The organism is Algoriphagus sp. AK58, assembly GCF_014324365.1.
In the GTDB taxonomy this organism is placed as follows: domain Bacteria; phylum Bacteroidota; class Bacteroidia; order Cytophagales; family Cyclobacteriaceae; genus Algoriphagus.
In genome coordinates this window covers 192,318-208,629 of the sequence record NZ_QEIG01000008.1, presented here as the reverse complement: position 1 = coordinate 208,629, position 16,312 = coordinate 192,318, and the positions used below count along the sequence as shown (strand labels likewise).

16 protein-coding genes are annotated in these 16,312 nt (G+C 44.8%); 1 reads left to right on the top strand and 15 read right to left on the bottom strand.

Going from position 1 to position 16,312, the window contains the following annotated elements:
• Positions 1 to 68: 68 nt before the first annotated feature.
• Positions 69 to 938 carry a hypothetical protein gene (locus DDT91_RS07750; protein WP_187175605.1) on the top strand — a complete coding sequence of 290 codons (870 nt, stop codon included), beginning with the start codon at positions 69 to 71 and terminating at the stop codon, positions 936 to 938.
• 143 nt (positions 939 to 1,081) lie between these two features.
• Here DDT91_RS07750 and DDT91_RS07745 read toward each other — a convergent pair whose 3' ends face one another.
• The 15 genes from DDT91_RS07745 to DDT91_RS07675 all read right to left on the bottom strand — a co-directional run bounded on the left by DDT91_RS07745 (position 1,082) and on the right by DDT91_RS07675 (position 16,164).
• Entirely contained in the window at positions 1,082 to 1,336 is a 255-nt protein-coding gene (locus DDT91_RS07745) for an agmatine deiminase family protein (protein ID WP_187175603.1), read from the bottom strand.
• Positions 1,337 to 1,552: 216 nt separating this feature from the next.
• A complete protein-coding gene (locus DDT91_RS07740) occupies positions 1,553 to 2,068 on the bottom strand; it encodes a hypothetical protein (protein ID WP_187175601.1) in 516 nt (171 codons plus the stop codon).
• Positions 2,069 to 2,272: 204 nt separating this feature from the next.
• Positions 2,273 to 2,497, bottom strand: a complete 225-nt coding sequence (locus DDT91_RS07735) for a (4Fe-4S)-binding protein (RefSeq protein WP_187175600.1) — start codon at positions 2,495 to 2,497, stop codon at positions 2,273 to 2,275.
• Between the two features lie 12 nt (positions 2,498 to 2,509).
• The gene (locus DDT91_RS07730) at positions 2,510 to 2,788 is read right to left on the bottom strand and encodes a GNAT family N-acetyltransferase (RefSeq protein WP_187175598.1); all 279 of its coding nucleotides are present in this window, start codon (positions 2,786 to 2,788) and stop codon (positions 2,510 to 2,512) included.
• 222 nt (positions 2,789 to 3,010) lie between these two features.
• Entirely contained in the window at positions 3,011 to 3,412 is a 402-nt protein-coding gene (locus tag DDT91_RS07725) for a type II toxin-antitoxin system VapC family toxin (protein WP_187175597.1), read from the bottom strand.
• The gene (locus DDT91_RS07720) at positions 3,409 to 3,657 is read right to left on the bottom strand and encodes a hypothetical protein (RefSeq protein ID WP_187175596.1); all 249 of its coding nucleotides are present in this window, start codon (positions 3,655 to 3,657) and stop codon (positions 3,409 to 3,411) included. Before DDT91_RS07720 ends, DDT91_RS07725 begins: the two co-directional genes overlap by 4 nt.
• A gap of 540 nt (positions 3,658 to 4,197) precedes the next feature.
• Positions 4,198 to 7,335, bottom strand: a complete 3,138-nt coding sequence (locus tag DDT91_RS07715; RefSeq protein WP_187175595.1) for a glycosyl hydrolase — start codon at positions 7,333 to 7,335, stop codon at positions 4,198 to 4,200.
• A 179-nt stretch (positions 7,336 to 7,514) separates the two neighbouring features.
• Complete coding sequence (locus DDT91_RS07710; RefSeq protein WP_187175594.1) at positions 7,515 to 8,957, bottom strand: DUF6600 domain-containing protein; 1,443 nt, start codon at positions 8,955 to 8,957, stop codon at positions 7,515 to 7,517.
• Between the two features lie 361 nt (positions 8,958 to 9,318).
• Entirely contained in the window at positions 9,319 to 10,209 is an 891-nt protein-coding gene (locus DDT91_RS07705; protein ID WP_187175593.1) for a hypothetical protein, read from the bottom strand.
• Between the two features lie 53 nt (positions 10,210 to 10,262).
• Positions 10,263 to 11,462 (bottom strand): sodium:proton antiporter, encoded by a 1,200-nt coding sequence (locus DDT91_RS07700; protein WP_187175592.1) that lies wholly within the window; start codon positions 11,460 to 11,462, stop codon positions 10,263 to 10,265.
• Positions 11,463 to 11,679: 217 nt separating this feature from the next.
• Complete coding sequence (locus DDT91_RS07695; RefSeq protein ID WP_187175591.1) at positions 11,680 to 12,012, bottom strand: hypothetical protein; 333 nt, start codon at positions 12,010 to 12,012, stop codon at positions 11,680 to 11,682.
• Between the two features lie 91 nt (positions 12,013 to 12,103).
• Positions 12,104 to 13,960 carry a Xaa-Pro dipeptidyl-peptidase gene (locus DDT91_RS07690; protein WP_187175590.1) on the bottom strand — a complete coding sequence of 619 codons (1,857 nt, stop codon included), beginning with the start codon at positions 13,958 to 13,960 and terminating at the stop codon, positions 12,104 to 12,106.
• A 45-nt stretch (positions 13,961 to 14,005) separates the two neighbouring features.
• Positions 14,006 to 15,010: a Gfo/Idh/MocA family protein gene (locus tag DDT91_RS07685; protein WP_187176125.1), complete on the bottom strand. Its 1,005-nt coding sequence runs from the start codon at positions 15,008 to 15,010 to the stop codon at positions 14,006 to 14,008.
• 317 nt (positions 15,011 to 15,327) lie between these two features.
• Positions 15,328 to 15,834, bottom strand: coding sequence for a heme-binding domain-containing protein (locus DDT91_RS07680; protein WP_187175589.1), 507 nt, complete (start codon positions 15,832 to 15,834; stop codon positions 15,328 to 15,330).
• 123 nt (positions 15,835 to 15,957) lie between these two features.
• A complete protein-coding gene (locus DDT91_RS07675; protein WP_187175587.1) occupies positions 15,958 to 16,164 on the bottom strand; it encodes a hypothetical protein in 207 nt (68 codons plus the stop codon).
• Positions 16,165 to 16,312: the final 148 nt, after the last annotated feature.

Below are 16,312 nucleotides of genomic sequence, written 5' to 3'. Positions count from 1 at the left end.
CCCAGATCAAAGATTTTTTTGCTAGATATAATCGAAATCTTTTTTAGTTTAGCTCAATTCTCATTCCCATGAATCTGAAAAAAAAAATTTCCAATGTCAGTTCCATTGAGGTTATTACCTTCATTTCCTTTTTATTTCTATCCAACTTTTGCTTGGGACAAAAGGGGTTGATTCCCTACGAAGGACTCAAAGGCAAGCCGCATCATGTTCAAATCATTGATCATGCACCCATTCCCGAAAACTCCACGGATGAACCCCAGGTGAGTTCTTGGGAGATCTACGAGTTTGATGATAAAGGACGGAAAGTTGGGTATCAGATTTACCGAAAAGATACCAGCCGGGTAAATGGTGGAACAAGGTATTTCTACCTAAAAAATGGGTTGGTAGATTATCAGGAAAATTATGAGTTGAACGGAGAACTCAGATCCAGAGCGGATCACACCTACGATCAAAAAGGAAGGTTGATTAAAACTCAGATTATTTCCGGAGTTAAGGAGACAGCGTTGAAAGAAATCACCTATGATCCCCAAAAGCCAATTTCATATACGAAACTCATCTATAACGGAAAAGACATTGTCCAAAATTCGGTCGATCAACTCGATGAAGAGGGACGCATTTTACTGATGACTGATTTTCTTCCCAATGGGAATCTGAAAGGAAAACTCGAATATGCCTATGATCAAAGAGGCAATGAAGTCTTGCAGAAGTGGTACAATGCGGCAGATCAGCTTTTTGTCTTTTACAAGAAATATTACAATGACCGAAACGAAGAAATACGCAACGAGAAGTACGATATCGTGCAGGGCGATACGGTACTGACTTCTACGACAACCACCGAATATCGCTATGACGAAAAAGGGAATCAGTCTGAGGTGATCATCAGGACAGGCGGTGTGATGTATATCAAAAAAGTGGTTCCTTACTATCCTGAGGATTAAAGCTAGAGCATTTTTGGGATTGGTCCTGGGGAGAAGAAAAAATCCTGATCAGAGGTAAGGAAAGATCATTTAGAACGTCGGCTGCTTCATTTTCTGGCCTTAAGGAGTGAAGATTTCAGAAATCTTTCAGTAAACATCTGCAATTAATCCCGCCGAATAGTCCAACTAATGCAATTCAGAATTCCCCCATTTTTAGCCAGTTCATTGGATTCAATTGGGATGATTTTCTGATTGGGGAAACAAGTTTTGATGATACGAATTGCCACGATGTCTTCGGCTAGGTCAAAAACCGGAACAAAAATCACGTTTTCTATTTCCAGGTAATTGATTTGATCGCCATCTGCATGGTCATTACCTGGATTACCAAAAAAATCGTAGGGAAGTCTGATTATTTCCAATCCGGTAGGGTGAAGGGCAATTTCGATGGCTTCGTAAAACTTTTTTTCTCTTTGGAATAGTCAATGGCCAAGATGTGAAAGTTTAAGACTTCATTCTGCGCCTTATTGAACTTCAAATTACTGAGAAGAAACTAAGCCTTGGAGGGAACTGAAACACATCAGCTAAAAGCTGAAATGTTTCAAATAGTTTTTCCTACGGAAGGATTCCAGCGCATTCTAAAATGAATATCCGAAAGAGACCTGCGGCCAAAATGGGAAAAAGGAAGTTCCGTCAAATAATGGAGTGATGCCTGCTCTGAACATAAAGCCTCCATTTTGGGGTTCCAGTCTGTAACCAAAACTCATCGTTCCGATAAAAGCAGATCCCTTTTCCCGGGTATCAATAGTTCCAAATTGAGTAGGGCTCGATGCAGCTAGAAAAGTAGTGCCTGCACCAACTTCAAAATAGTGCTTGTCCTTCCCAAATAGGTAATTTACAATGATGGGAATAGAAGTTAGATTATCTCCCTCCATCGCCAGATATCCTATACCCACACGGCCCCCAAGTCCTTTTAAACTTTTACTGAATCGGGTATCATAATTCAGGGAATAGGTAAGTCCATTTCCAAATACTTCCACATAGACAGCCTTGCTTCTGTTTCTTTCGACTTCTTGGGCTGTTACACTTTGTGCAAATACGAATAGGGAAAAGGCAAGCGCAACAAGTGGGATGCTTGTTTTTGTGATTTTCATTGTTCCAGTTGGTTTAGAAATGAGATTGATTCAGGCTGAGGATGGAAAATCCGCACTTCGAGTTGCACTACACTCTAAAAATAGTGGGAGTGGTCAGGGTCAAACAATACTCAAATGGGGAGAAGAAAGAATTTTAGTATAGGTCCTTACCATCTACGCCGAGAGTGTGTTCTTTAAACTCTCCCAGCTTGACTATTCCCCTTACTATTCGTTCAAGTAAAATGTCAGCGCTCCAGATGGGCACTTTTTCACCGTTTCGATGATTCGTTCGGTGGTGCTTGCTTCAGGCTTGATCCATGGTTTGGATTTGGGCTGGAATACATCCGGGTTATTTCTAACACAGTTTCCGGAGTGGATGCATTTGCCTGACTGCCATAGGATGGTGACTTCGCCATTGCTATATTCTTTGGTGAGATTGTCCTTGTCCATGAGTGTAGTGAGTTAGAGTCCGTCTTGTATTTCTGCTGTTTTTTGGAAAACACTTTTAGCAAAGGGGCACAGGGGGAGGATTTTGATTCCTTTTTCCCGGGCAAATTCGACCGCTTTCATTACGAGTTGTTTGCCGGCATTTTTTCCCCTGAGCGCATCACCGACCTCGGTATGGTCGATGATCATTCGATGAGTTCCCGCCCAGGTATAGGTCATTTCCGCCTCTTTTTTGCCTTCGAGGAGGATATAAAAACTTCCTTTTTTGCCATTGTCTTCTTGATGGATTTCCATTAGATGAACTTTTAAAATCAGGTAAGAATGAAAAATGATGTCAAAATGATTTGATAGACTAAGTTTAAGGATTTTAGTGGAAAAAGGCTAGGTGAGTACTCGGGTTTTATTGCCGAGTGATAGCGCTCGGACTTAATTCAGTCCTAATTTGAGCTTCAGGAGAATTGCTAAGAACCACCTAAGTTTGGTTGTTGAAAATTTAAACCGTTCAAATCCCCTTGATCACCACACTACTTTTAGTCCAATTTCCTGATAGCGTTGAATATTTTCATCCGCTGTGACAAAAGCTAAACCGTGCCGTAGCGATTGCCAGATCAGCATTCGGTCAAAAGGATCTTTGTGAATGGATGAATCCAGGTTGTAAATTGTAACCGTATCATCCATTTCCAAATTCAACTCATGGAAATCAAAATTTTGATCAAATCCGGCTTTCAGAATTTCCGGATTATGGCCCTTTAAGTCTAATTTTCCCGACTGGAATTTCAATCCGATTTCCCAAAAGCTTACAGCACTTAAATAAATCTCGTTTTTTATATCAAGTAGGATCTCTTTGGCTCCTTTGCTGAGTTTACTGTCTTCGTAGGCGAGCCACAAAATCACATGAGTGTCGAGCAAATACTTCATAGCCCAAACTCTTCCAATTCCCGATCAGACCAAAGGAGGTCCTCTTGGTTAATAGTCACACCCTGCTCCTTAAAGAATCCCAAGGTTCGCCTAACAGGTTTTGCAGGCTCGAGATTTTTGCCAAAATAGCCAACCAAATCACCGGACTTTCCCTTGATTACCTTGATGGTTACGCCGTTTTTGATCAGTTCCACTACTTCGGAAAACCTAGCTTTAAACTCCCCAATATGCATCGTCAGTGTCATAGCTGTCTGATTTTGACCTAAGTTAGTCCTAACTTGACAAGTTGTCAAGGAAAAAGTAAGGATTCAGAATGAGTGTGAATTTGCAAAAGTGTTTCTGTAACCCGTCTACCACAATTGCTCATCTGTAAAAAGTACCTTAGGTCTTTCCTCTTTTTTCATGGGCCAAACACTAAAAAGGGTCACTTCATTATCTTCTACCCCCCTTGGGTGTAATATCTACTCTTATCCTTTGAAGTTCTTCTTGACGCTGGGTGGGATTTGTCATCTCACTCAAACATTCAAAACAATTTATAAATTGGTTCTAAACACTAATTTCGAAAAATCCATTCCGTTTATTGTCCAAGAAAGATCTTTCAAAAGCCCTAAATCCCTTTTCAAATCTATCCCTTGATTTCGTTCCCATAGACCCAAATTCTTCCTCAATAAATTGATCTAAGGTCTTTAGATCCTTGGTTTTCTTATTATCCTTCATTACTGTTCCTTTCTTATGAATTTAGGAATAGCTGGATGGAATTAAAAATTCCACCCAGCCTTTTTTCCTCACTTCACAAACAACACCCCAACGCCCTTCTCACTCGCCAACTTATTAAATGCCGGCACGGCAGTTTGGATCAGTCGCTCGCCTTCTGCTTTGAGGGGTTTCCACTGTTCCATCAGTTCGGCATAGCGGGCTTTGGTGCCTTCGTTGATTTTTGGTATACTGCTTTCTCCGTGGTTCATCATAAATAGAAAGTTAGCGGTGAACTTGTTGGGGAAGTTTTCCACGTCATCATAGGCGGTGGACTTGCGCTGTACCATGTCTTCATCCCAAGCTTGGATTTCTTTGATTAGGGTTTCGGCAGCGGTCTTTAGGTCTTTGTATTCCGCTTTTTTATCCAAGCGACTGACCAAGTCTTTGAGTTGGTCTTGGTAGGCTTTGGCAGTATTGACTAGGGTGTGCATGGTGGTGACCTCGCTTTCCAGCTGACTCATCCATTCGTGATAGGCTTGGTAGTCGGCAGGAGTGAGGTTGTAATCCGGAACGTCCACGATTTCCCCTTTGGCTTCGGCTGTCACTCCTCCACCGCTGAGTCGAAGGGTGTAGGTGCCAGGAATGGCTTTGTGGCCCGCATAGCTCGATTCGATGTAGGCGCTTGGGATACCCTGTACCGTCGGATAACGCAGGTTCCAGACAAATCGGTTGACTCCTTTGCGCGTGGAGATTGTCGGTTCGGGTGAAGGTCCACCGTCGTAGGATTTGAAATCCGGATCTTTTTTGGAACTCAGTTTTCGCACCAGATTTCCTTTGGCATCAAGAATTTCCAAAGTCAATTCAGTGCTGTCGGCAAAGGTTTCGGGCAAGTGATAGTAGATCACCATGCCATTGGCAGGGTTATGTCCTTGAAAAGGATGCGTGCCTGTGAATCTGTCCAGATTGCCACTGTTCATGCTGGAATACCAGTTGCCCAAAAGGGCTTTTTCTGGAGTGTAGAGCGTGATTTTGTCTGCTTTGGCCTGTACTTCCCGCACGGCATTCAGCTCATCGAGAATCCAGTAGGATCGTCCTGCCGTCGCCACGATCAGGTCATCATGGGCTACTTTTAGATCGGTAATCGGAGTGAGTGGAAGGTTGAGTTGGAAAGATGACCAATTTGCACCGCCATCTTTTGAGATATACATTCCCGTTTCAGTTCCCGCGAAAAGCAGGTTTTTCACTTTCGTGTCCTCTCGTACCACTCGGGTAAAGGCACCGTAGGGAATGCCTTTGGAGATATTCGTCCAGGTCTTTCCGTAGTCGGTGGTCTTGTAGAGTGCAGGCGTATAATCGTTGAATTTGTATCGGGTCGTCGCGATATAGGCAGTCCCCAGATCGTGAGGCGAAACCTCAATGGCATTTACAAGGGTTTCTTTCAAGTCTTTTGGAGTGACATTGGTCCAGGTTTTTCCTCCGTCACGGGTTAGATGAACAAGGCCATCATCAGAACCTGTCCAGATAACTCCAGTCTCGTGCGGGCTTTCGATTACATAGGCGATGGTGCCGTAGTTTTCTGCACCCACGGCTTCATTGGTGTAAGGCACGCCACCTTTTCCTTGCTTGGATTTTTCATTTCGGGTGAGGTCAGGGGAAACTTCTGTCCAGGTTTTTCCCCAATCCTGGGTTTTCAGTAAAACCTGAGCAGCATGATAAAAGGTATTGGGTTCGTGCTGGGACCAGATGATCGGTGCGTTCCAGTTGAACCGGTACTTCATGTCCTTCGCGTCCATCCCCAGGTATTGGATCGGGGCGGCCATGATGTTGGTGGAGCCCTGAGTCTTCATGTCAAGCACTTCGATCGTGCCTTGGTAGCTTCCACCCAATACATATCTCGGATCATCCGGGTCAAAGGCCAAAAACGCGCTTTCTCCCCCTGCGGAATAGTTCCAATGCTCTTGAGTTATCCCTCCTCTGCCCAAGGCCATGCTGGAAATCACTACAGATGTATTGTCCTGTTGCCCACCATAGATGCGATAGGGAAATTGATTGTCCACATTAATTCGGTAAAACTGAGCGGTAGGCATATTGCTCTGAACAGACCAGGTTTTCCCACCATTGAAAGAAATGGAACCGCCACCGTCATCTGCCAGGATTAGGTTGTTGGCATTTTTAGGATTGATCCAGAGATCGTGGTAGTCCCCGTGCGGGCCGTCGATGTCTTCGAAGGTTTTGCCGCCGTCGATCGATACCAGAAATGGCGCACTTTGCACATAGACTTTATGCTCATTTACGGGATCAGCGAAGACTTCAATGTAGTACCAAGCTCGTTGAGTAAGTCGGTTACTTTTGTTGATTAGTGTCCAGCTTTCTCCGGCGTCATCAGAGACGAAGAGACCACCGAGATCCTTTTCAGTATCACTTTCGATCAGGGCATAAACCTTATTGGAATTGGCTCTAGAGACGGAGATGGCCATTTTTCCTTTTTCCTCAGGCAAACCTTTGTGGATTTTCTTCCAGGTCTTTCCGGAATCTGTGGATTTGTAAAGTCCCGAGCCCGGACCGCCGGACTTCACCTGCCAAGGGAAACGCTGATGCTCCCACATGGCGGCATACAGGATTTCCGGGAAATTCATGTCCATGGAAAGCTCCACAGCTCCGGTCATGTTGTCCACGAAGAGGACTTTTTCCCAAGTCAAACCTCCATCGATGGACTTATACACGCCTCGATCCTCGTTTGGAGCATGCAGAGCGCCCTGGGCGGCCACGTAAAGAATATCCGGATTGGTTGGGTGGATTTGGATTCGGGAGATGTGTTGGGTCTTCTCCAAGCCTAGTTTTTTCCAGGTTTTGCCTGCATCGGTGGATTTATATACGCCGTCCCCATAGGAGGTCATCACGCCCCGGGGAGCATGTTCACCCATTCCGACATAGACAATGTTGGGATTGCTTTCGGCGACAGCTACGGCACCAACCGAACCCGTCGTAAAAAATCCATCGGAAATATTCTCCCAATGCTGACCTGCATCCGAGGTTTTCCAGAGTCCTCCTCCGGTAGTGCCGAAGTAGTAGGTCAGCGGATCATTTACCACTCCGCTAGCAGCCACTGATCGACCGCCGCGAAAAGGGCCGATATTTCGGTATTTGATAGGGAGGGAGGAATCGTAGGTTTGTGCAGTTGCAGTGATGCTTCCAAGTAGAAGCAAAATGGCAAGAACTTTTTTCATAAGGATTCGGTGGTTTTGAAAAAGTAAGTTAAAGAAAAGTCATAGAACATAATTCTGAATGCTAAAATCAGAAGTCTAAAAGTTCAGAAATGGAGCTTCAAATGATGTTGATGGAAATAGAGAAAAAAAGCCCCGCCATTGATTCGGCAGGGCTGAGTTGGTTTAGTTATTTAATGTGCTTAATTATTTCTGTCTCGGCTGTTTCCTCTGCTTGGGGTTGAGGATTCGGTTCGGCCTGCAGGGGCTGAGCTTCTGGCAGGCGCCGAGGATTTTACCTGTGGCTGGCTGCTTTGACTTCTGCTTGGCTGAGAGACCCTGGTGTCATTTCCTCGGGAAGGAGCGGTTCTTACCTGAGGTTGAGATTGGGTTCGCTGCTGAGGCTGGCGCACTTCCTGAGTTCTGGAAGGTGCCGAACTTCGCTGCTCCACACTTCCCCGCGGTGTCGGTTGAGGCTGTGTTCTCACTTGAGCATCTCTACCAGGTTGAGGTTGAGTTCTCACTTGTGATTCTCTAGAGGGCTGCGGCTGTGTTCTTACCTGAGATTCTCGGGAAGGAGCAGGCTGAGTTTGTACCGTTCCCTGTCTGGAAGGCTGTGCAGATCTCGAGGGCTGGGAAGTTGCCTCCCGCTGACGGGTATCTGCAGGAGCTGGTTTCACCTCAAATTTTTGTTCCTGACCTCTGGACGAAGGAGTGGCCGTTCTTCCTTGATTTGCAGTTCCTTGGCTGGGATTGGCAGAGCCAGTTCGGCTAGGTTGACTGGTTGTGCCTGAGTTCGCAGGACTGATTTGTCGGCTTGCACGTGCGGTTTTCACCTCTTCCGCCTGATACACTCTGGACGGCCTAGCTTCTACGCTTCTTCCTCTGGTTTCCTCCAATTGGGGTCTGTATAGGCTCACTTCGTTTCTTGCCACTGCCGATCTCCCTGGAGATTCCGCAGTACGGATATTGTATACGGGCACTACCTGTCTGGTCACACGCTCGACATCTCTTCGGCTAGGACCTGCATAGTAATTGTGATTGTTGTAGACGACCGTATTGTTGATCACGGTTGTTCTGTTGATGATTTTCACCTTGGTGTGGTGATGGCGATAGGGTGAATAGTAGTGGTATACATTTCTGTGATAGATCCGGCCATGAGGGATGAACACCCAATGCCGGGAAGGAATGTTGATGCTCACATTGATGGAGACGCCAGGTCCAAGTGGTGCCCAGCCATAGTACCCACCTCCAGATCTCCAACTCACCCAAGCAGGAGCCCACTCGTAGCCCGGAATCCAAGCCCAGCTTTGGTAGTAATCGTCAAAATACCATCTGCCGTAGTGGAAAGTGGCCCAGCCCCAATCGTAATCGGAAACCCAAGTATTTCCGTATTCAGTCATAACCCAGTGTCCGTTGGTGCCGTAGGGATGAAAGTCATCATAGACCGCGGGAAGCCAGATGTAACCGTATCGGGCATCTTTGACCCAGTCTCCATATGGAGTAAGTTGGTCGTAAAAGACCTGAAAACTCACTCCATTTCTATGCTTGGCTATTGCTTCCGGACTTGAATGGATCATCATGACCAAGAAGAGGATTCCAAAAGATAGGTGGTTCAGCCATCGATTTGTTTTTGTGGTGTTCATGGTAGTTGTGGTTTAGTGTTAAATAAAGGGTTGTCGATTAGAAGGGTTATCTCATGGTACAGGAGCTGCTTGCAATTCTTGATGCCGTTTTTTTAGTGTAGATGCTAATTTGGAACGGATAGTTGCATTAGTAGTTTCTAAAATCGAGCCAGTTTTATAAAAAAATATTATAAGTTAAACTATAATGTTTCGATGATTTAAAAAAATGATATGATTTTATTGCTACTTATTGAAAAAATTTTTTTCAATAAGTCTTTTTTATAAAAAATTTGGCAATTGAATGAGTTGGTTGAAAATAAAAAACCTCGGGTTGAGGACCCGAGGAAATTTTTATGGAAAGAAATCTGGATTTTTTTTTGGCTTAGTCACATTTTTCTGATTGGCTGGCATAATGCCGCTCTCCATTTGCGTAAAGCTCTTCATTGAGGAATTTCAATTCGACTGTTACCGGGGCTAAATCTTTCTTTTCAAATGTGAAGGTGAGAGTGGCTTCTGAATTTTTTCCTTCCACTGTCCATAGTCCTTTCATGGTCCCTTTGTAGTCAGGATTACTGTCTTTCATAATGCCTTTTTTAGAAATGACTGCCCGGAAGCTCCCGTCTTCGCAGAGATTGATTTTGGTTTGCTGTTTCCCGCCAATAAATCCCTCATAGGAAATCAATAATTTTCCAGTAAGAAAGCCTTTCCAGTCAAATCCATCGTAGGGATCAATTTCTTTGGGGGAAGAAAGGGTTGCGGATTTTAAAAACTCCATTGCTGAGGCGGAGGCCATTTCCGCATTTTCTTCCAAAGAAATCGCCAAAACGGTGATGCAAGTCTCTCCACAGCGGGTGGCAGCAAAGGCTCTATAGTTTTTGGGAGGCAGGTAATTTCCTGCAGCAACCACCGGTGAAAAAAGAAGATCTCCTTCGATTTTGGGATCTGAAGCTTTTAAAGTGATGGTTCCAGATACATTTACACCTGTTCTCCATGTGTTCGCCAGTTGATTTAAATCGATTTTTTCCCTTCCAAAAACGAAGATCTCGCCAAAGGTTCCAGTGGAGGAATTAAGCAGAAAAACCTCTGATTCCCGAGGAAGGACTCCCACCCATCCTTGGGGGATTATTCCGCTAAACCCAAACTTCGGCGCATACAAAGAATCTCCGGCATTGTACATTTTTCCAGGCTGAATGCGGTTTTTTAGATTTTGGGCATTTGAATAGGAAATTGAAAATCCAATCAAAAAAAGGCAGGTTAGAAGAGTGCGATTCATATTTTGGAGATTAAATGACTAGTAAGTTAAGAAATCCTTCCTGATTTGACAGGTTAAACCCTTTTCTTCAAAACCGCAGAAAGTGGCACAGCAGAAATTCCATGCAGGAAAATACTCAGAAGAACGGTAAGACTGACGATGCTGATTATTTTTTCATTGCCTTCCGGTCCCAAGGCAATGATAGCCATCAAGAGATAAAGAACAGACGCAATGCCTCTTGGGCCAAACCAGCCTATAAAAAGGGTGGTTTTGAGGTCTAAGCCGGATTTGATGAGGCTGATCGCTACAGGAAGCATGCGGACTAGGGTGAGACTTAACAATGCATAAAGCCAGACTCTCCAATCCCAATAAGGATACGATGCAGGAATAAGAATAATCCCGAATAGCAAGAAAATGAACAGAATCATTGCCTGCGTACTTGCCTCACCAAATTCCTTGATTCGGTCTCTAAGGATGGGTACAGAAGTTCCAAAAAACATACCTGCGGAGAACGCAGCAATGAATCCATTGCCATGAAAGTGTTCAGCACCCGCATAGGCCAATACCGGTATGGCTAAAGAAGCCAACATTTGGTAAGCATGGGTAATGCTTCCTCTTTTGAATGCTTGCTCCAATAGTTTACCTGAAACAAAACCGATCACTACCCCGATGATTGGTCCTAGAATAAGCTGTTTAGCCACAAATCCAAGCCAATACTGAGAATCAAACCCCTCGCCAGAAGAACCCGAAAGCAAGGCTAGACAAACCAAAATAGGGGGAAGTCCAATCCCGTCGTTCAGACCGCTTTCCACATTGATTGTTTGTCTGATTTTGCGAGGAACCTGATCCCCTGTTACTACCGCCTGGCCCAGCGCCGCGTCGGTTGGCGAAAGGATAAAAGCCATCATAATCAGGGAAAGTGTCGGAATCTCGGGAAATAAAGGGATAGCGAGAAGTGATCCCAATAGCATAGTCAAAGGCAGTCCGATACCCAAAAGCCTAGACGGAAGAGACTTTTCGTTCATGAGAGTTTTCAGATCGACCGCAGACCCGTCCATAAAAAGGATTAGCATCAGTGTGAATTCCATCAGGGGCTTGACAAATGGGCCTTTTGGCCCTTCTTTCATCAATTCCAGATCAAAAAAACTTACTAAAAGGCCTATGATGACAAACACCATGGGAGGAGTGATGATCGAATTCTCTGCTTTTTTTGAAAAAAGTCCATAGCCTAGAATCAGCAAGGCCATAAAAACTACCAGATGATGCTCGTGCATGGAATTGGGATTTGTAGAAATTTAAGGTTTTGGTTTAAAAAACAAATGAGTTGCAATCCGGAAATTTCCTTCAAACTGTAAGCTAAGGATACTTCCAAAGAGAACTTAGCGGGGGTGATACAAGAGAGTCTGGTACGGGTAATCGAAAAATGCAAGATTATCCAAAAGACGGTTTAGAATTGGGTAAACGTGTGAAAGAGAAATTAAGTCTTTCTTTTCATTTTTTATGTTTTGGATTTTTATCCCAGCCCCGTAGCTCATAGTATTTTTCACGGGGTTCTCCGGTCCAGCCGTTAATTCCCTTGCTTGGAAGCCATATCAAATGGATGTAAAGTACTGGGACTAAGGTAAGGCCAAGAAAGATCAGGGCGACGATTCGGTTGAAAAGCAGGGAAAGTCCACCGACTAAAATCAAGGTCAAGAAGTACTTGAGTACTTTTCTCCATTTTGGGGTTTTTTCTTCGAAGTGCCCCAAAAATATATGCCCAAACAAAAACAAGATGCTTACCAGCGCAACCTCAGGCCAAAGAGAAGTTTCTTGAAGGTTCATGACTTGTTAAAATTGACACTATTTTATCTTTTTAATATCAGATATTAAGAACCCAAAGCCCAGATCTAGGCTTTGGGTTCTTTATAATCGATCACTTGGTGGATCGCTGGAAAGCCTCTTTTCCTCCCACGATCGGAAGGGTCAGGGACGTTCCGTCCAGGTCTATGGTCAGTTGAGTGCCAGGCTGTGGCCAAAGGGTGAATTCTCTGTCTGAAGAGAAAATCATCAAGCCGATTTGTTGTCCTGCAGGAATGATCTGATCGTCAGGCTGAAGTTCGAAGTTTAGCTCATTGAATTTTCCCGGAATCAAGGGTTCACTTTCCCGAATAGAAGAATGATTTTGAGGATCGGCCCATCCACGGGTGATGATATTGTCTGTAATTCGGGCATTTCGGCCTTCATTCCATGGTAGAGAAACGAGCCAAACCGATAGATTCGCTGCAGGTTTGTTGGAAGCAAGCTTGATTTTCATGCTTGCCGTCCCTGAGATATGCACATCTTCCTTCAATACAGGGCTGAGATACATCAATCGGTGTTCTGTGAATTCAGCCTGGGCGAGGGCAGAACCGGAGAAAGAATAGTTGTCTACCAGGGTTTCTTGTTTGCTGTTGGTGACTTTTTCAAGATTCAGTTTGCCTGTACTTGGAGCTCCTCCTATCAAATACAAGGTCACATCTGAAGCACTAGGATTAGGAAAATCCGTGTAAGGAGTAGGTTTGTTTTGAGGATCTTTTTCTCTGACGATCCAAGCTTTGGGATCATTTTCCACCCCATTTTCCACTCCATGCAGGTATCGGGTAAACCATCGGTTCATCATGCTCAAGGGCGGAGGTCCACCGTGGCCGTTTTGGTGATAGTAAATCATGGAAGGAACCCCTTTTCTCCGGGCTTCCTCATAGATTCTGTAAGAGTGCTCGGGCATCACATTCCAATCATTAAACCCATGCGCCATCAGGAGTGCTGCTTTGAAATCTCCCATCTGATTGAGATAGTCGCGTCCGGCCCAGAAGTCATTGTAATCTCCTGTGATTCGGTCCATTCCCTGTGCCATCTCGCTGTCACGAACGGTTCGATTGTTATAGGCCCTTTTGGACTCATCTCCGCTGTGGATGAAATCATACAAAACATCGATGTCTTCACCCAAATACCCGCCAGGTGATCTGACAAGTCCATTCGAACGATAATAATGATAATAGGAAGTATTAGGGGCAATGGGGATGATGGCTTCCAATCCTTTGACTCCTGAGGTGGCAGCGGCTATGGGAAGTGTTCCATTGTAAGAAGTACCGGTCATGCCCACTTTACCGGTGGACCAAAAGGCCGTTACTTTCTCATTTCCGTCAGGGCTGGTATAGCCGTTTTCTTTTCCTGTTAGCCATTCGATGACTGCTTTTGGAGCTAAAGACTCATTCTGTCCTCCCACGGTAGGGGCACCTTGAGAAAGGCCTGTTCCTGGAGAGGAGGAGTGAACCACGATATATCCCCTGGGTACCCAAATGTAGATTTCGGTATTGGAAATGATTGGTCTTTCACCTGTTCGCTTGACTTCTGGATTGACATGAGGTGGGCCTGGTTCACCCAGTTCATGGCGGACATCCCAAAAAAACTCCCGATTATTTCCGGCTGTTCCGGCATAGTAAGGGCTGGTCGCATAAACAACAGGGAGTTTTAGTCCTTCGGTTTCGGTCTGAAAGGGTCGGGTCACCGCCACATGCATACGGTCTTTTTTCCCGTCACCGTCGGTGTCAAACTCCGTCTCTACCCAGAGGTCATGTCTGATCCATTTGGTCGAGTCTTTGAATTCCGGTACGATTTGGGCTTCACCGTTTTCAAAAATCGGTTTGGTCTGCCCAAATAGATTTTGCTGGATTCCCGTGAAAAGAAGAAGAAAGAGAAGGGTCCATCCTGTTCTTTTGAAGATGGGAAGATTAGGGATGGGGTATTTCATTTGATTGTGTTTAAACATATAAAAAGGGCTGGAGATGGTGGATGGTTAAGCAATTCTGGTTTTGACCAATTCTCCCATGACCCAATTGGCTCGGGCTCCGGAGATCCCTGTACTTGGGCAAGTGCCTGTTCCCAAGAGATCTTCGACGATGCTTTGAATCAAGGGTTGCTGAATATGATGGGGAAGTGGTAAGTGAAAATGCTGGTGTTCTTGAAAGTCTTGTATCAGCGTAAATTCGCCTTTACCGAAAGTAGCAAAGCGGATCTGCCCTTTGCTTCCATCGATGATGATTTCGTCTTTTTCGGCAGATTGCGAAGAAGTAAAGCACCAGTTACCAGTACCCAGTACTCCGTTTTCGAAAACAAAACTTCCTACGACCAAGTCCTCAGCGGCATAGGCTTTGGCCTGATTGGTGGCATATCCCGAAGCATGGGTGATTTTTCCAAAGAAGAAATCCAATAGGTCCAATTGATGAGAGGCCAAGTCGAAGAAATAACCTCCTCCGGCGATCTCGGGTACGACCCTCCAATTGTTTTCCAGCATCGTGATGATCTCAGGCTCCACCACTTGCTTCATGTTTACATGAACAGTTCGGATTTCCCCGATGGCTCCTTTTTCCATCAGTTCCTTGATTTTGACAAAATGCGGAAGTGCACGACGGTAGTAGGCAACATAAAGTGGCACATTCGCTTTTTCGCAGGCCTCGATCATTGCTTGGCATTCGGCGTGCGTCCGGGCCATAGGTTTTTCCACATAGACCGGTTTACCGGCTTCAGCTGCCATTTGGGTCAATTCCAAATGTGCATTGGGAGGTGTAGCAATGTAGATGGCATTGACTTCAGGATCATCGATGAGTTGCCGAGCATCGGTATACCATTTGTTAACTCCATGCCTCGTGGCGTAGTCCTGGACTTTTGCCTCGTCGCGACGCATGACTGCTACCAACTTGCTGTGTGGAACAAGGTTCATGGCCGGTGCCGACTTGACTTCGCATACATTGCCCACTCCCAAAACTCCCCATCGGACTTCTGAATCGGTGATTTTCTTCATGTCGGAAAGTAGGAAAAGATTTAGGCTTTTGAAAGGGGAGAAGTTGGGTGGTTGGGAAGTTTGGGAGTTTGGAAGTAGGAGGAAAGTCATTGAGATTCCGAAAAAATTGGGACTTACAAAAGAGTAATGACAGACTCGTAAATGCGAACGAAGTACTAGGTAAGCAGTCTCCCAATCAATTGGGTCATGGGTAGGAGCAGCGCTGACAAGTCAACAAGGAATTCAGACTTTATTGCGACGAAGCGATCCTGAATTAATTGCACCGTTTCTTAGAAGGGCATCAAAAACAAAGCCCCAAAAACTTGGGGCTTTGTTTTTTATTGAGCTGGAGAGTTTCTGGGTCGCATTTTTAGGCTGTCTGCCGGATATTTGGAGGCAAGCAAAGCCATTTGCTCTTTTGCCCAGTCGATGAGTATTTGTCTTTGCTCATTGGTTAGTTTCGCTTCAGGATGAAGGCCTAGATAGGTGTAGTCTGCCAGCGGCATTTCCCCACTTTCCACCGTTTCGACGATTTCCTCAAACTTGTGGTTTTGCACCCGCAGTGGTGTTTGTGTGAAGCTGGAGAAGTTTAGGTGTTCTTTTCCTTCCTCTACATGGTGGTTAAGCCAAAATCCTACCGGTTGAATGTTAGAGTACCAAGGATAAATAGTTGTATTGGTGTGGCAGTCGTTGCAGGCGCCTTTCAGGATAGTGGCCACGTTGTCCGGGATGTGGTAGCTTTTGCTGATGTCAAATTCGGTAGGACCTGACTCGTTTTTATCCATGGGAATAAACTGGATGGCTACTAGCAAAACCAAAAGGGCGAGAGTGATTTTCTTGATCATGGCTGGGATGGGTTGAATGAGTATTAGATGGGATGAAGTTAAATTGGTTTAAACCCTTTTTAATACTCTATTAAATTTCGGTAAAAAAGCCAAAGATCCCTTTTAGGAAGGATTAAGATTCCCTTAAAAATTTTCCTTCATCCTGAATCTCAGTCCGTCAATTACAAGGCATAAGCCCGCCTGAAAAACCAGCAGTGCTGCTGTCCCATACCAAAACCAATCTTCGCCTGCGAATCTTGCAAAACAAGCGTTCACAGTCATGCAAAGGCCTGTTCCGGTAAGCAATAGTCCGGCAACAGACTGAATAAACCATCGTTTTTTTGATTTCATCTTAAAGGTGTTTTTAAAACCGATCGATCATCACCATGCCGTTTTTTTTAACTGTTTTTGGGAATAAGTGAATCCACACTAACAGTAATTTAGATTACTTTTCTTTTCAGTGTTTGGAGTGAGATTTTCCCGTGCAAAATTAGCACTA

What these genes read in the sequence shown, in the direction of transcription:
- DDT91_RS07750 (WP_187175605.1), top strand. Translation starts at nt 69, where the DNA reads ATGAATCTGAAAAAAAAAATTTCCAATGTCAGTTCCATTGAGGTTATT.
- DDT91_RS07740 (WP_187175601.1), bottom strand. Translation starts at nt 2,068, where the DNA reads ATGAAAATCACAAAAACAAGCATCCCACTTGTTGCGCTTGCCTTTTCC.
- DDT91_RS07735 (WP_187175600.1), bottom strand. Translation starts at nt 2,497, where the DNA reads ATGGACAAGGACAATCTCACCAAAGAATATAGCAATGGCGAAGTCACC.
- DDT91_RS07730 (WP_187175598.1), bottom strand. Translation starts at nt 2,788, where the DNA reads ATGGAAATCCATCAAGAAGACAATGGCAAAAAAGGAAGTTTTTATATC.
- DDT91_RS07725 (WP_187175597.1), bottom strand. Translation starts at nt 3,412, where the DNA reads ATGAAGTATTTGCTCGACACTCATGTGATTTTGTGGCTCGCCTACGAA.
- DDT91_RS07720 (WP_187175596.1), bottom strand. Translation starts at nt 3,657, where the DNA reads ATGACACTGACGATGCATATTGGGGAGTTTAAAGCTAGGTTTTCCGAA.
- DDT91_RS07715 (WP_187175595.1), bottom strand. Translation starts at nt 7,335, where the DNA reads ATGAAAAAAGTTCTTGCCATTTTGCTTCTACTTGGAAGCATCACTGCA.
- DDT91_RS07710 (WP_187175594.1), bottom strand. Translation starts at nt 8,957, where the DNA reads ATGAACACCACAAAAACAAATCGATGGCTGAACCACCTATCTTTTGGA.
- DDT91_RS07705 (WP_187175593.1), bottom strand. Translation starts at nt 10,209, where the DNA reads ATGAATCGCACTCTTCTAACCTGCCTTTTTTTGATTGGATTTTCAATT.
- DDT91_RS07700 (WP_187175592.1), bottom strand. Translation starts at nt 11,462, where the DNA reads ATGCACGAGCATCATCTGGTAGTTTTTATGGCCTTGCTGATTCTAGGC.
- DDT91_RS07695 (WP_187175591.1), bottom strand. Translation starts at nt 12,012, where the DNA reads ATGAACCTTCAAGAAACTTCTCTTTGGCCTGAGGTTGCGCTGGTAAGC.
- DDT91_RS07690 (WP_187175590.1), bottom strand. Translation starts at nt 13,960, where the DNA reads ATGAAATACCCCATCCCTAATCTTCCCATCTTCAAAAGAACAGGATGG.
- DDT91_RS07685 (WP_187176125.1), bottom strand. Translation starts at nt 15,010, where the DNA reads ATGAAGAAAATCACCGATTCAGAAGTCCGATGGGGAGTTTTGGGAGTG.
- DDT91_RS07680 (WP_187175589.1), bottom strand. Translation starts at nt 15,834, where the DNA reads ATGATCAAGAAAATCACTCTCGCCCTTTTGGTTTTGCTAGTAGCCATC.
- DDT91_RS07675 (WP_187175587.1), bottom strand. Translation starts at nt 16,164, where the DNA reads ATGAAATCAAAAAAACGATGGTTTATTCAGTCTGTTGCCGGACTATTG.